This window comes from Streptomyces collinus, from assembly GCF_031348265.1.
Lineage (GTDB): Bacteria > Actinomycetota > Actinomycetes > Streptomycetales > Streptomycetaceae > Streptomyces > Streptomyces collinus.
This window is the reverse complement of record NZ_CP133771.1, coordinates 7,257,391-7,271,198: the sequence shown is the minus strand read 5'-3', so window position 1 is coordinate 7,271,198 and position 13,808 is coordinate 7,257,391. Positions and strand designations below refer to the sequence as shown.

Annotated in this window: 11 protein-coding genes; 4 read left to right on the top strand and 7 right to left on the bottom strand. The window is 71.5% G+C overall.

The genetic code is table 11. The features are described 5' to 3' along the window. Positions 1-6: 6 nt before the first annotated feature. From RFN52_RS32800 to RFN52_RS32785, 4 genes are all read right to left on the bottom strand, one after another. Positions 7-1,293 carry an aspartate aminotransferase family protein gene (locus tag RFN52_RS32800; protein ID WP_184851713.1) on the bottom strand — a complete coding sequence of 429 codons (1,287 nt, stop codon included), beginning with the start codon at positions 1,291-1,293 and terminating at the stop codon, positions 7-9. Further along, the gene (locus tag RFN52_RS32795) at positions 1,290-2,132 is read right to left on the bottom strand and encodes a nitrilase-related carbon-nitrogen hydrolase (RefSeq protein ID WP_184851711.1); all 843 of its coding nucleotides are present in this window, start codon (positions 2,130-2,132) and stop codon (positions 1,290-1,292) included. The genes RFN52_RS32800 and RFN52_RS32795 overlap by 4 nt, the downstream gene beginning before the upstream one ends. 170 nt (positions 2,133-2,302) lie before the next feature. Beyond that, positions 2,303-3,868 (bottom strand): hypothetical protein, encoded by a 1,566-nt coding sequence (locus RFN52_RS32790; protein WP_184851709.1) that lies wholly within the window; start codon positions 3,866-3,868, stop codon positions 2,303-2,305. 98 nt (positions 3,869-3,966) lie between these two features. After that, on the bottom strand, positions 3,967-4,227 hold the full coding sequence (locus RFN52_RS32785) for a helix-turn-helix domain-containing protein (RefSeq protein ID WP_184851707.1): 261 nt from the start codon (positions 4,225-4,227) through the stop codon (positions 3,967-3,969). 24 nt (positions 4,228-4,251) lie between these two features. Here RFN52_RS32785 and map point away from each other — a divergent pair, with 24 nt between their 5' ends. Both map and RFN52_RS32775 read left to right on the top strand, forming a co-directional pair. Further along, complete coding sequence (gene map / locus RFN52_RS32780) at positions 4,252-5,019, top strand: type I methionyl aminopeptidase (RefSeq protein WP_184851705.1); 768 nt, start codon at positions 4,252-4,254, stop codon at positions 5,017-5,019. A 179-nt stretch (positions 5,020-5,198) separates the two neighbouring features. Next, a complete protein-coding gene (locus RFN52_RS32775) occupies positions 5,199-7,733 on the top strand; it encodes an ATP-dependent Clp protease ATP-binding subunit (protein ID WP_184851703.1) in 2,535 nt (844 codons plus the stop codon). 73 nt (positions 7,734-7,806) lie between these two features. Here RFN52_RS32775 and ggt read toward each other — a convergent pair whose 3' ends face one another. After that, positions 7,807-9,612 (bottom strand): gamma-glutamyltransferase, encoded by a 1,806-nt coding sequence (gene ggt, locus RFN52_RS32770; protein WP_184851701.1) that lies wholly within the window; start codon positions 9,610-9,612, stop codon positions 7,807-7,809. Between the two features lie 104 nt (positions 9,613-9,716). On the opposite strand from ggt, the gene RFN52_RS32765 reads away from it, so the two are divergent. After that, the gene (locus RFN52_RS32765) at positions 9,717-10,478 is read left to right on the top strand and encodes a hypothetical protein (protein WP_184851699.1); all 762 of its coding nucleotides are present in this window, start codon (positions 9,717-9,719) and stop codon (positions 10,476-10,478) included. A 115-nt stretch (positions 10,479-10,593) separates the two neighbouring features. Then, a complete protein-coding gene (locus RFN52_RS32760) occupies positions 10,594-12,162 on the top strand; it encodes a CocE/NonD family hydrolase (RefSeq protein ID WP_184851697.1) in 1,569 nt (522 codons plus the stop codon). 223 nt (positions 12,163-12,385) lie between these two features. Here the strand turns inward: RFN52_RS32760 and RFN52_RS32755 are convergent, their stop codons facing one another. Together RFN52_RS32755 and RFN52_RS32750 are read right to left on the bottom strand one after the other, a co-directional pair. Next, entirely contained in the window at positions 12,386-13,129 is a 744-nt protein-coding gene (locus RFN52_RS32755) for an amino acid ABC transporter ATP-binding protein (protein ID WP_184851695.1), read from the bottom strand. Between the two features lie 140 nt (positions 13,130-13,269). Beyond that, positions 13,270-13,677 (bottom strand): DUF6278 family protein, encoded by a 408-nt coding sequence (locus RFN52_RS32750; protein ID WP_062930051.1) that lies wholly within the window; start codon positions 13,675-13,677, stop codon positions 13,270-13,272. Positions 13,678-13,808 lie beyond the last annotated feature (131 nt).

The following is a 13,808-nucleotide window of genomic DNA, read 5'->3' as shown; positions in this document are numbered from 1 at the left end:
GCACTGCTACGGGATGCTCCGCAGAGCGTTCTCGAGGATCGCGGCGCCCTCCTCGGCCTCCGCGACGTTGAGGGACAGCGGCGGGGCGACGCGCAGCGAACTGGTGTTGTGCCCGCCGCCCTTGCCGATCAGCAGGCCGCCCTCGCGGGCCGCCTCCAGCACGGCCGCCGCGGTCTGCGGATCGGCCTCGTCGGTCCCCGGTTTCGTGATCTCGATGCCGATCATCAGGCCGCGGCCGCGTACCTCCCGTACGGCCGGGACGTGCGCGGCGACCGCCCGCAGCCGTTCGATGAGCAGGCCGCCGACGCGCCGGGCGTTGCCCTGGAGGTCGTGTTCCAGCAGGTAGTTGAGGTTGGCGAGGCCGGCGGCCATGGTGATCTGGGTGCCGCCGAAGGTGGAGATGCTGTTGGAGTCCAGGCAGTTCATGATCTCGGAGCGGGCGACGACCCCGCCGATGGACATGCCGTTGCCGATGCCCTTGGCGAAGGTCATGATGTCGGGCGGTCCGTTGCGCCCGTGGGCCTGCCAGCCCCAGAAGTGCTCGCCGGTGCGGCCCCAGCCGGTCTGCACCTCGTCGGCGATCCACAGGATGCCGCGCTCGTGCAGCACCTCGCGGAAGGCGGCGTAGAGCCCGTCCGGCGGTGCCGTGAACCCGCCGACACCCTGGACGGGTTCGGCGATCAGCGCGGCCGGGGGGCGGGTGTGGCCGAGCAGGTCCTTCAGGTCGTCGACGCAGGCCGCGATGTAGGCGTCGTCGCTGAGGGAGGCGAACGGGCCGCGGGTACGCACGCCACCGTGCACGTACAGCGTCTGGAGCGGGGAGAGCGAGGTCGGGGACCAGCCGCTGTTGCCGGTGATGCCGACGGCGCTGAAGGAGCGGCCGTGGTAGCTGTTGCGCATCGCGAGGATGGTGTTGCTGCGCCGGTACGCGGTGGCGAGCAGCAGGGCGGTGTCGTTGGCCTCGGTGCCCGATGTGGTGAAGAAGACGCGGGCGTCCGGGATGCCGCTCAACTGGGCGATGCGCTCGGCGAGTTCGACCATCGGGCGGTTGAGGTACAGGGTGGAGGAGTGGATGATCCGTCCGGCCTGCTCGCTCACCGCCTTGGTCACCTCGGGCAGCGCGTGCGCCGTCATGGTGGTGAGGATGCCGCCGAAGAAGTCGAGGTACCGGTTGCCCTGCGCGTCCCAGACGTGGCGGCCCTCGCCGTGGGTGATCTCGAGGGGCTCCTCGTAGTAGAGGGCGAGCCAGTCCGGGAGCACGGCCCGGTGACGGCCCAGGAGGTCGTTGGTCACGGCTGAACCAGCCCTTCGTAGGCGTCGGGACGGCGGTCGCGGTAGAAGGCCCACGTCTGCCGTACCTCTTCGATGAGGTCGAGGTCGATGTCCCGGATCACGAGCTCCTCCTCGCTGTCGCTGGCGACGTCCCCCACGAACTGCCCGCGCGGGTCGACGAAGTAGCTCGTGCCGTAGAAGTCGTTGTCCCCGTACTCCTCCTGCCCGACACGGTTGATCGCGGCGATGTAGTACCCGTTGGCGACGGCGGCCGCGGGCTGCTCCAGCCGCCACAGGTGGGACGACAGGCTCCGGTGGGTGGCCGAGGGGTTGTAGACGAGCTGGGCGCCGGCCAGGCCGAGCTGGCGCCAGCCCTCCGGGAAGTGGCGGTCGTAGCAGATGTAGACGCCGACCTTGCCGACGGCCGTGTCGAAGACGGGCCAGCCGAGGTTCCCGGGCTTGAAGTAGAACTTCTCGCGGAAGCCCTTGAGCTGCGGGATGTGGTGCTTGCGGTACTTGCCGAGGTAGGTGCCGTCGGCGTCGATCACGGCCGCGGTGTTGTAGTAGAAGCCCGGCTGCTCCGCCTCGAACACCGGCGCGACGATCACCATGCCGGTCTCGCGCGCGAGCGCCCGCATCCGCCGCACGGTCGGCCCGTCGGGGACGGGCTCGGACCAGCGGTAGTGCTCCGGCTCCTCGACCTGACAGAAGTAGGGGCTGTTGAAGACCTCCTGGAAACCGATGATCTTCGCGCCCCGGCGGGCCGCCTCGCGGGCGTGCTCCTCGTGTTTCGCCACCATGGACTCGGTGTCGCCGGTCCAGGTGGCCTGGACCAGGGCGGCACGTACGACGTTGGCCATGAGCTGCTCCTTCGACGCGACGTCTGCGCCTCTACGCCCGTAGAAGCGGGCCGTAGAGCCACGAACGTAAGCCTCTGGCACGGGGTTGCCAAGACCATCGTCGCCAACCCGCGGGGCATTGCGCGATTCGCACTCCTGTGGGTGAGTCGCCCGGGGCGTGACGTCGCCGGTCAGGCGGCGTATCCGGCGACCCGCAGGGCGTGCACGAGATCCCAGCTGCGTTCGTCCGACACACCCCGGGCGGCCTCCAGGAGGAGCGGCACGAGGCGCCGCGGGTCTGGTGCGGCACTGCGGGCGGCTTCCTCGGGGGTCCGGGCCCTCACGTACGCGTCGAGCAGCACGCGCACCTCGCGGTGGCGCCCCTCGGTGGCGAGGCCGAGGACGGCGTCCCCGACCTCGCCGGGCGGCCGTGCGATCCCCTGCCGCAGCATCTGCTGTCCGTCCCCCGCCCGCCCGGCCGCGACCAGCGCGTCCGCGGCGGCGACCAGCCGCCCGGCGGGCAGCGAGGCGGCCTCCCACAGCAGGGTCTGCCAGTCGGCGTCCAGCCCGGCGCGGTGCAGGCGCTCCGCGAGCAGCGGAAACCGGGCGGGCTCCCACGAGGCGACCTCGGTCAGCAACGCGTGGGCCTCCCCGCTGCGCCCCTCGCCGCGCAGCCGGGCCAGCAGATCGACGGTCCGTCCGACCTCGGCCAGCTCCGCGTCCCCGGGCCGGCCGGCCTCCGGTGCCGCGCGTTCGACCACCGCCTCCTCGGCGGCCCCGGCGAAGCGCGCGCCGCGTGGGGTACGGCCGGGGGCCCTGGGGGCGGGCACGTGCAGCTCCGGCACGACGCCGGCCGGCGGCACGGCAACGGCTGCGGCACCCTCGTCCACCATCCCGGCGAAACGAGCACCGCCGCGACGCCGCTTGCGCTGCTTGGGGGTGGGGGGTTCGGGGGCGGCAGGGGTGGAGCCGGGGGCCGGGAGGCCGGCGGCCGAGCCGGTGGCGGCGGCTGGGGGTCCGGGAGCGGCGGGGGTGGAGCCGGCGGCCGGGGGGCTGGGAGCGGCGGCATCCCACGGGGCAGGCCGGCTCGTCGAGTGTTGCGGGGTGCGCCGCCCGGCCCCCAGGTCTCCGGCACCGTGCCGGTCGGCGGCACCGGTCCCGGTCCGCGGGGCCCCGGGCTCGTACCCGTCACCAGCCCTGGACGGTCTGGCGGCGGCGTCCTCCCACACCCTCGGGAGGACCTCCTGGTCACGTCTGTCCAGGTGGGCGATCCGCGCCCGGAGTTCCGCGCAGCGCGCCACGGCCCGTTCGTGGTCGTCACGGGCCCAGGCCAGGTCCAGACGCAGGGCGTCCGCCTGCTCGCGGGTCGTGGCCAAGGTCAGGTGGCGGGCCAGGGCGGCCTGGCGTTCGGCGGCGTACCTCTGTTCGCGCAGCATGACGTCGAGGCGGTCGCCCAGGGCGTCGCGACCCCCGGGCCGGCCGTCGTACGCGGCGAGCGCCGCGGCGTGCAGGGCACGGGCCCGGTCCGTCTCCGGGCCGGCTCCCCCCGGGCCGTACTGCCCGGCAAGATCCCGCAGCAGGGCCTCGACCACGTCCCAGGGCGGCATCTCGCGCCCGTCGAGGCAGGCCCGCATGCCCTCCGGGTCGCGCTGCCAGAACACCGCGCACCAGCCGCCGGACGGGTCGAGGCGTGCCAGCAGGCCGTCCAGGTAGGTCGCGAACTCACCGACTTCAACCGGGAGTTGATCCGCCGCCATCGCTCAACTCCCGTGAGGCCGGAGCATTCCGCCCCGTAGGCAACACCAGTCGTGTTACGGACGTGCTACGGGGAGTTTTCACGCGTGGCGCGGGTTCCTCAGAGGGGCACCAGGACGCATTGTCCGGCCAGGTCGTCCATGGACAGCCCGAGGACTCCGGCCAGCGCGGCGACCGTGAAGAAGGCCGGGGTCGGTGCCCGGCCGGTCTCGATCTTCCGGAGGGTCTCCGCGGAGATGCCCGCGCTCGCCGCGATCTCCGTCATGCTCCGGCCGCCACGCGCCTCACGCAGCAGCTTGCCGAGCCGCTCGCCGCGTTCGCGCTCTTCGGGGGTGAGAGGGGTGCGCACCATGAACCCCATTCTAATACCGGTATAGTAATTGGCATGATGGAGCTGAAGACAGACACTTCTATCGACGCGATGTACGAGGCGGGCCAAGTCGTCGCCCGTGCCCTGACGGCCGCACAGAAGGCCGCCGACGTGGGCGTCTCGCTGCTGGAGCTGGACGAGGTGGCACACGGCGTACTGCGCGAGGCGGGCGCGACCTCGCCCTTCCTGGGATACCGCCCGTCCTTCGCACCGACCCCCTTCCCTGCCGTCCTCTGCGTCTCGGTCAACGACGCGATCGTGCACGGCATCCCGGGCCGCTACCGCCTGCGCGACGGCGACCTCGTCTCGATCGACTTCGGCGCCGAACTGGGCGGCTGGGTCGGCGACTCCGCGCTCAGTTTCGTCGTGGGCACCCCGCGCGCGGCGGACCTCCGCCTGATCGAGACCGCCGAGCGGGCCCTCGCGGCCGGTATTCGGGCGGCCGTCGTCGGCAACCGCATCGGCGACATCGCCCACGCCATCGGCACGGTGTGCCGGGGCGCCGGTTACGGCATCCCCGACGGCTTCGGAGGCCACGGCATCGGCCGCCGCATGCACGAGGACCCCGGGGTGCCGAACGAGGGCCGCCCCGGGCGCGGCATGCGACTGCGGCACGGCATGGTGCTGGCGATCGAGCCCATGGTCGTCGCGGGCGGCACGGACGACTTTCACGCGGCCCCCGACGGCTGGACCCTGAAGACGAACGACGGCTCCCGCGCGGCCCACGCGGAGCACACGGTGGCGATCACGGACTCGGGACCGAGGATCCTGACCGCACGCTGACACCCGGCGGAATTATCCGGACACATCCCAAAGGTGCCCCTCGCCGACGATCGTGCGAAGGTGTTGTACGAGCGCGCCCCAGGTGTAACCGGCTGCCACCCGGGTTACCCGACCCCGGCACGTCGACAAGCGAGGGCGTCCCCCGCCCGCGCGCCGGGGACGCCGGGAACGGAAGGCCCATGAGCAGCGGCTTCACCAGCCCGGAGGGCTACGGCTCGGATCCCTTCGGAGAATTCCTCGCACGCTTCTTCGGCGGACCGCGCCCCGGTCCCCGGCAGATCGATCTCGGGCGGCTGCTCAGCCAGCCGGCCCGGGAGCTCGTCCGCGGCGCAGCCCAGTACGCCGCCGAGCACGGCAGCCGGGACCTCGACACCCAGCATCTGCTGCGGGCGGCACTCGCCACGGAACCCACCCGCACCCTGCTCACCAAGGCCGGTGCGAACCCCGACTCGCTGGCGTCGCAGATCGACGACCGGTCGGGGCCGACCCAGCACACCCCGGACGACGCCCCGCCGCCGACCGCGCTCTCCCTCACCCCGGCCGCCAAGCGGGCCCTGCTGGACGCGCACGACATGGCCCGGGCCCGCGGCTACGGCTACATCGGCCCGGAGCACGTGCTGAGCGCTCTTGCGTCGAACCCCGACTCCGCCGCCGGGCACATCCTCAACGCGGCCCGCTTCGCCCCCTCCGAGCCGCCCGAGGCGCCGGAGGTCCCCCAGTCCGAGCGTCCGCGCCCGACGAACACGCCGACCCTCGACAAGTACGGCCGTGACCTCACCGAGCTGGCCCGGCAGGGCCGGATCGACCCGGTGATCGGCCGGGACCAGGAGATCGAGCAGACCGTCGAGGTCCTGTCCCGGCGCGGCAAGAACAACCCGGTGCTGATCGGTGACGCGGGGGTCGGCAAGACGGCCATCGTGGAGGGGCTGGCGCAGCGCATCTCCGAGGCGGACGTGCCCGACGTGCTGATCGGGCGCCGCGTGGTCGCCCTGGACCTCACGGGCGTGGTCGCGGGCACCCGCTACCGGGGTGACTTCGAGGAGCGGATGAACAACATCGTGGGCGAGATCCGCGCCCACTCCGACCAGTTGATCATCTTCATCGACGAGCTGCACACGGTCGTGGGCGCCGGTTCCGGTGGCGGCGACGGCAGCTCCATGGACGCCGGCAACATCCTCAAGCCGGCCCTCGCCCGGGGCGAGCTGCACATCGTGGGCGCCACCACGCTGGAGGAGTACCGCCGGATCGAGAAGGACGCGGCGCTGGCCCGTCGCTTCCAGCCGATCATGGTGCCGGAGCCGACCGCCGCGGACGCCATCGAGATCCTGCGCGGCCTCCAGGACCGCTACGAGGCCCACCACCAGGTCCGCTACACCGACGAGGCCCTGGTCGCGGCCGTGGAGCTGTCCGACCGCTACCTCACCGACCGCCGCCTGCCCGACAAGGCGATCGACCTCATCGACCAGGCCGGTGCGCGGGTGCGGCTGCGGGCCCGGACCAAGGGCACGGACGTACGGGCCCTGGAGCGGGAGCTGGAGCAGCTGACCCGGGACAAGGACCAGGCCGTCGCCGACGAGCAGTACGAGCAGGCCACCCAGTTGCGCGACCGGATCGTGGAGCTGAAGCAGCGGATCACCGAGGCAGGCGGCGAGGGCGAGGTCGACGAGGGCCAGGACCTGGTGGTCGGGGCCGAGTCGATCGCCGAGGTGGTGTCCCGGCAGACGGGCATCCCGGTCGCCAGCCTCACCCAGGAGGAGAAGGACCGGCTGCTGGGGCTGGAGGAGCACCTGCACCAGCGGGTGGTCGGCCAGGACGAGGCGGTGCGGGTCGTCTCGGACGCGGTGCTGCGCTCCCGCGCCGGGCTGGCGGCCCCCGACCGCCCGATCGGCAGTTTCCTGTTCCTCGGCCCGACGGGCGTCGGCAAGACCGAACTGGCCCGGGCGCTCGCCGAGGCGCTGTTCGGCAGCGAGGACCGCATGGTCCGGCTCGACATGAGCGAGTACCAGGAGCGCCACACCGTCAGCCGGCTGGTCGGCGCCCCGCCCGGCTACGTCGGCCACGAGGAGGCGGGCCAGCTCACCGAGGTCGTGCGCCGCCACCCGTACTCGCTGCTGCTGCTGGACGAGGTGGAGAAGGCCCACCCGGACGTCTTCAACATCCTGCTCCAGGTCCTCGACGACGGCCGGCTGACCGACTCCCAGGGCCGCACGGTGGACTTCAGCAACACGGTCATCGTCATGACGAGCAACCTCGGCTCCGAGGCCATCACCCGCCGGGGCGCCACGACGGGCTTCGCCGCGGGCGGCGCCGACGCGGACGAGGAGGCCCGCCGCGAGCAGATCCTGCGGCCCCTGCGCGAGCACTTCCGCCCCGAGTTCCTCAACCGCATCGACGAGATCGTCGTCTTCCGCCAGCTCACCACGGAGCAGCTGCGCCGGATCACCAACCTCCTGCTGGACCGCACCCGTTCCCTCGTGCAGGGCAAGGGCATCACGGTGACCTTCACCGACCGCGCGGTGGAGTGGCTGGTCGACCGCGGCTACGAGCCGGAGTACGGCGCCCGCCCCCTCCGCCGAACGATCCAGCGCGAGGTGGACAACGAGCTGTCACGCCTGCTGCTGGACGGCAGGGTGGAGGAGGGTGGCCGGGTGACGGTGGACGTCGAGGACGGACACCTGGCCTTCGCGACGCAGGTGTCGGCAGCGTCCTCCTAGGGGCGCGGGGCTGTGTCGATCCGCGGCTCCGCCGCGGGGCGCGACCAGCCCCCGCGCGCCTGCACCCGGCGACTCAGCCCGCGGGTCGTACCACCATGGCCGATCCCCCACCCCGCCGCACGGTCTCAGCGGCTGCCAGCCACTTACCGCCCTGCAGCCGCTGAACACCCGTGGCGGCACCGATCTCCGGGTTGACCTTGAAGGAGTGCCCGATCGCTTCGAGCTCCTTCCTCACATCACTGTCGTACAGCCCGGGCTCCAGCTCGGTCTGCGCGGCGTTCCGCTGACTGGCCCGGGGCGCGGCGATCGCGTCGACCAGCGGCAGCCCCCGGTCGACGAACCCGGTGAGCGTCTGCAGAACGGTCGTGATGATCGTCGCGCCACCCGGCGACCCCAGCGCCACCACGGGCTGGTGGTGCCGGTCCAGCACGATCGTCGGCGAGATCGACGACCGCGGCCGCTTGCCCGGCCCCGGCAGGTTCGGGTCATGCACGGCCGGGTTCGCCGGGGCGAAGGAGAAGTCCGTCAGCTCGTTGTTGAGGATGAACCCCCGCCCGGGGACGGTGATCCCGCTGCCACCGGTCTGCTCGATGGTGAGCGTGTAGGCGACGACGTTCCCCCACTTGTCGGCCACCGTCAGGTGCGTGGTGCTGTCGCCCTCGTACGTCGTCGGGGCCGCCTTGTCCCCCGAGCCGCAGCGCGAGGGGTTACGCGGGTCCCCCGGTGCCACGGGACTCGTGAGCACCGCGTCGTCCTTGATCAGGCACTCGCGCGAGTCCGCGAACCGCTGGGACAGCAGTTCCTTCGTCGGTACGTCCTCGAAGGCCGGGTCACCGACCCACCGCCCACGGTCCGCGAACGCGATCCGGCTCGCCTCGATGAACCGGTGCAGGTACTTCGCCTTGCTCGCCTTCGACAGGTCGGTCCGCTCCAGGATGTTGAGCGCCTCACCGACGGTCGTACCGCCGGAGGAGGACGGCGCCATGGAGTAGACGCCGAGGCCCCGGTAGGAGGTCCTGGTGGGCGCCTGGACCTTGGTGCGGTAAGCGGCCAGGTCCTTGGCGGTCAGGTCGCCGGGCCGGGCGTTCCAGCCGGACCCGGGGTCCACCGGCGGCTTGTTGACGGTGTCGACGATGTCGCGGCCGAGCCGGCCGCGGTAGATCGCGTCGACGCCCTTGTGCCCCAGCTCCGCGTACGTGCGGGCGAGGTCGGGGTTCTTGAAGGTGGAGCCGACGACCGGGAGCCGTCCGCCCGGCAGGAACAGGTCGGCGGTGTCCGGGAAGTAGCGGAAGCGGGTCTCGTTGGACGCCGTCTGGGAGCGGAAGGTCTCGTCGACGGTGAAGCCGTCGCGCGCCAGCCGCTCGGCCGGCTTCAGGACACTCCCGAGGCGCTTGCTGCCCCACCGGTCGAGAGCCGTCTGCCAGGTGGCCGGCGTGCCCGGGGTGCCGACGCTCAGGCCGCTGCTGACGGCGTCGGCGAAGGCGAGGGGCTTGCCGTTCTCGAGGAACAGGTTCTTGTCGGCGCTCAAGGGGGCGGTCTCGCGGCCGTCGATGGTGCGTACCGTGCGGGACTTGGCGTCGTAGTACACGAAGTAGCCGCCCCCGCCGATGCCGGCGGAGTAGGGCTCGGTGACGCCGAGCGCGGCGGCTGTGGCGACAGCGGCGTCGACGGCGTTGCCGCCCTTCCTCAGGACCTCGATCCCGGCGGCGGAGGCATCCGGGTCGACACTGGAGACAGCGCCCCCGTAGCCGACGGCCAGCGGGGTTTTCCCACCGCCGGTGCTCTGCGCGGAGGGTGGCGGCGCCGCCGCTCCCACCGACACCACCACGGCGGCCGAAACCGCCAGGACCGTCAGATTCCGTGCGACAGGGCGACGCATCCGCACCTCCAGTCAAAGGCCGTCCGCGCAGCTTAATTCATCACCATGGCCGCGTCAGGCAGGCGTCGAACACCGGTGCGTCGGGCCCGCTACCATGCGCGCCCATGAATGACGACGTGCGCAACATCGTTCTGGGCGTGATCGCGGCGGGCATCAGTGCGGCGCTGGGCTGGCTCGCCCGTACGTTCCTGTGGAGGCGCAAACTCCGGCGCAAGCAGGCCTTCTTCGGGCTGCCCGAGAACTCCGAGTCCCTGCTCGTCGTCAACCGCGATCCGGCCGCGGGCGAACCGGCGGTCCATCGCTTCGACGTGTACGCGCTCCTTGAGCTCTCCGCGCTGATCAAGGACTGCGGGGCGCACCTCCACGTCGTCACCCAGGACGCGGCGCATCAGGGCTTCGGGGAGCGCACCGAGTTCTGTGTGGGCGGCCCGGGGTCGAACCGCCGCATGATGGCGCACATGTCGGCCATGCTGCCCGGGGTGCGCGTCAACATCGACGCCGAACCGGGCCCGGACCGGGGCGCCTTCCAGATCGGCGGCGAGCGCTACCGCATGGACCCGGGCATCACGGAGTACGTGCTGCTGGCCCGGCTCACCGTCGGCGACCGCCGGGACGCCCGGCCCGTGTTCCTCTTCTGCGGCCAGCGGGCCATCACCAACCAGGCCGCCACCCGCTATCTCGCCCGCAACCACGAGCGTCTGACCCGCAAGTACGGCACCGGATCGTTCGTGCTGCTGCTCAAGGTGATCAACTCGCAGGCGTACGGCCCGGACGTGGTCGAGCTGGTGGAGGACGTGACGCGGGCGGCGCAGACCGCGCTGCCCGCCGCGGCGACGGCTCCACGCACTACACACCGAGCCTCCTGAACTCCTCCACTGCTCAACAATCGTTACTGGCACGTAACTTACCGACGGGTTACCCCTGGTAAAGGGTCGAGGTTACCGTTCGGTCACTTTGCACTGACACGAGTGAGGAGTGACCGTGGGACCCCACCGCAAGGCCCTGCGCACCACCGCCGTAGGCGCCGTCTCGGCGACCCTGGTCGCCGGCACCGCCCTCGGATTCGCCCCCACCGCCCAGGCCGCCCCGAACCCCGTCCGCTTCGTCGACATCGCCGGCGACGGCGGCACCGTCCTCAAGGCCAACGTCGTGACCCCGGCCGGCGCCCGTGGCACCGACCGCTACCCGCTGCTCGTCATGCCCACGAGCTGGGGCCTGCCCCAGGTCGAGTACCTGGCCCAGGCGCAGAAGCTCGCCGACTCCGGGTACGTCGTGGTCACCTACAACGTGCGCGGCTTCTGGCAGTCGGGCGGCGAGATAGAAGTGGCGGGACCACCCGACGTCGCCGACGCCTCGAAGGTGATCGACTGGGCGCTCGCCCACACCCCCGCGGACGCCGGGCACATCGGCATGGCGGGCGTCTCCTACGGCGCGGGCATCAGCCTGCTCACCGCCGCGCACGACAAGCGGATCAAGGCGGTCGCCTCGCTCAGCGGCTGGGCCGACCTGACCGGCTCGATCTACGCCGGGCGCACGCAGCACCTCCAGGCCGCCGCCCTGCTGGACGGCGCGAGCGTGGTGACGGGCCGCCAGAGCGCGGAACTCCGCCAGACCTTCGACGACTTCTACAGCTCCAACCTGGCGAAGGAGCCGGAGCTCATCGCCTGGGGGAAGAAACGTTCCGCTGCGACCTACGTCGACCAGATCAACGAGAACGGCGCGGCGATCATGCTCGCCAACGCCTGGGGCGACAGCGTCTTCCCGCCCAACCAGTACGCCGACTTCTACGAGAAGCTGACCGGTCCGAAGCGGCTGGAGATGCGGCCCGGAGACCACGCCACCCCGGAGCTGACCGGACTGTTCGGGCTGCCCAACGACGTGTGGAAGGACACCGAGCGCTGGTTCGACCACTACCTCAGGGGCGAGGACAACGGCATCGACCGCGAGCAGCCCGTCCAGCTCAAGTCCCGTTCCACGGGCGGCTACGAGGGCTACCCGGACTGGAAGTCGGCGGGGCCGACGGACCGCAAGATCGCCCTCGGCGGCTCGAAGACGATCCGCGCGAACGTGAACTCGGGGGCGGACGGCGGCGTCGTCCTCCTGTCCAGCATCCTCGACCAGGTGGCCCGGCTGCCGCCCATGGCCTCCATCCCGCTGCTCCCCCGCCGCTGGGCCGCCGTGTGGCAGTCGGAGAAGTCGGCCACGGCCCAACAGGTTCGCGGGACGGCGAGGTTGCACACGACCCTCACCCCGACCAAGGAGAGCGGCACCCTCGTCGCCTACCTGTACGACGTGGGGCCGCTCGGCCTCGGCAAGCTGGTCACCCACGCGCCGTACACCTTCCACGGGCGCACCCCCGGAAAGCCGTTCGGCGTCGACCTGGAGCTGTACTCCACGGCCTACGACGTCCCGGCCGGGCATCGCCTCGCCCTGGTCGTCGACACGGTCGACCCGCTCTACATCGAGCACAACCCGTCCGGCGCGCAGCTGACCTTCTCCTCACCGGCGAACGACCCGTCGTACGTGTCGGTTCCGCTGCGCGAGCAGTGATCTCCGGCTGCCGCCGGACGGGCCTGGCCGATGTGAACCGCCGCCCCCGTGGCCTACGGGCCGTGGGGGCCGCACCCGGTGGGAAGTGCCCCGCGGACCGGGCGGGCGGTCTGCTCACCCCCGGCGGGATCGGCGGTCTTCGGCGAAGTCCCCCTCTCCGACAGGGATGAAGGGCACATCGTAGTCGAGGTCCGATCCGATGAGCCGTCCGGTGCCTGCCCGTTCAGTGCTTGAGGATCTTGGAGAGGAAGTCCTTGGCGCGGTCACTGCTCGGGTTGGTGAAGAACTCGTCGGGGGTGCGGTCCTCGACGATCCGGCCGTCGGACATGAAGACGACGCGGTTGGCGGCCGAGCGGGCGAAGCCCATCTCGTGTGTGACGACGATCATGGTCATGCCCTCGCGGGCGAGTTGCTTCATGACCTCCAGCACCTCGTTGATCATCTCCGGGTCGAGGGCCGAGGTCGGCTCATCGAAGAGCATCGCCTTGGGCTCCATGGCCAGGGCGCGGGCGATGGCCACGCGCTGCTGCTGACCTCCGGAGAGCTGCGCGGGGTACTTGCCCGCCTGGTCGGCGACGCCGACGCGGTCGAGGAGTTCGCGGGAGCGCTGGTCGGCGTCCTCCTTCTTGCGCCCGCGGACCTTGACCTGCCCCAGGGAGAGGTTCTGCAGGACGGTCTTGTGGGCGAAGAGGTTGAACGCCTGGAAGACCATCCCGACGTCGGCGCGCAGCCGGGCCAGGGGCTTGCCCTCCTCCGGCAGCGGCTGCCCGTCGAGGATGATCTCCCCGGACTCGATGGTCTCCAGCCGGTTGATCGCCCGGCACAAGGTGGACTTTCCCGACCCCGACGGGCCGATGACCACGACCACCTCCCCCCGGGCGACGGTGAGGTTGATGTCCTGCAGGACATGCAGTTCCCCGAAGTGCTTGTTGACGTCACGCAGCTCGATCAGCGGCTCGACGGCCATGCTCAGCCCTACTCACTCTCAGCTGTGTGGTGGTTGCCGCAACGTATCCAGGCAAGATCGAACTTGTCGGGCGACACGCACTTTTCGATCATTAGCCGTATTTACGTCGGACATTGGGCCAAAGGTTGCGGTCATGGGGCTCACGACTCCGCGACTTCGGCGTACAGCTGCGACAGCTCGGGGACCCCGTTCACCGCCCACTCGTGACCGGAGTCCACGACGTCGAACTCCCGGCCGGAGACCAGACGCACGACCGGTTGCCCGTCGGAGCGGATCTCCCAGGCGGCTCCCGGCACCGTGCGCACGATGACGGTGCCGAGGTAGAGCCCCGCGTCGTTGCCGAGCCAGGGCAGCGTCTCCTCGTCGTCCCGCCAGCGCGGCACGAGCTGGTCGAGCGCCTCCAGGGAGGCCGCCGAGTCGTCCAGCCGGACGCCCTCCCGGTACGCCTGGGAGCGGAGCAGTTCGCACTCGGCGAGGAGTTCCGCGATGCCTGCGGGGTCGGGGAACCCGACCTTCTGGCGCCGGTTGCCCAGGAAAGGGATGTTCATACTCCCAGCGTGTCATTCGTACCGCCGTACGCACCACAGGGCGCGCGGGTCCGCCGATCCCGGTCGAGTTCAGGCCGAGTTCACGCAGCGCGCGTTGACGGGTCACTCCCGTCTCCCTAACTTCACCGTGC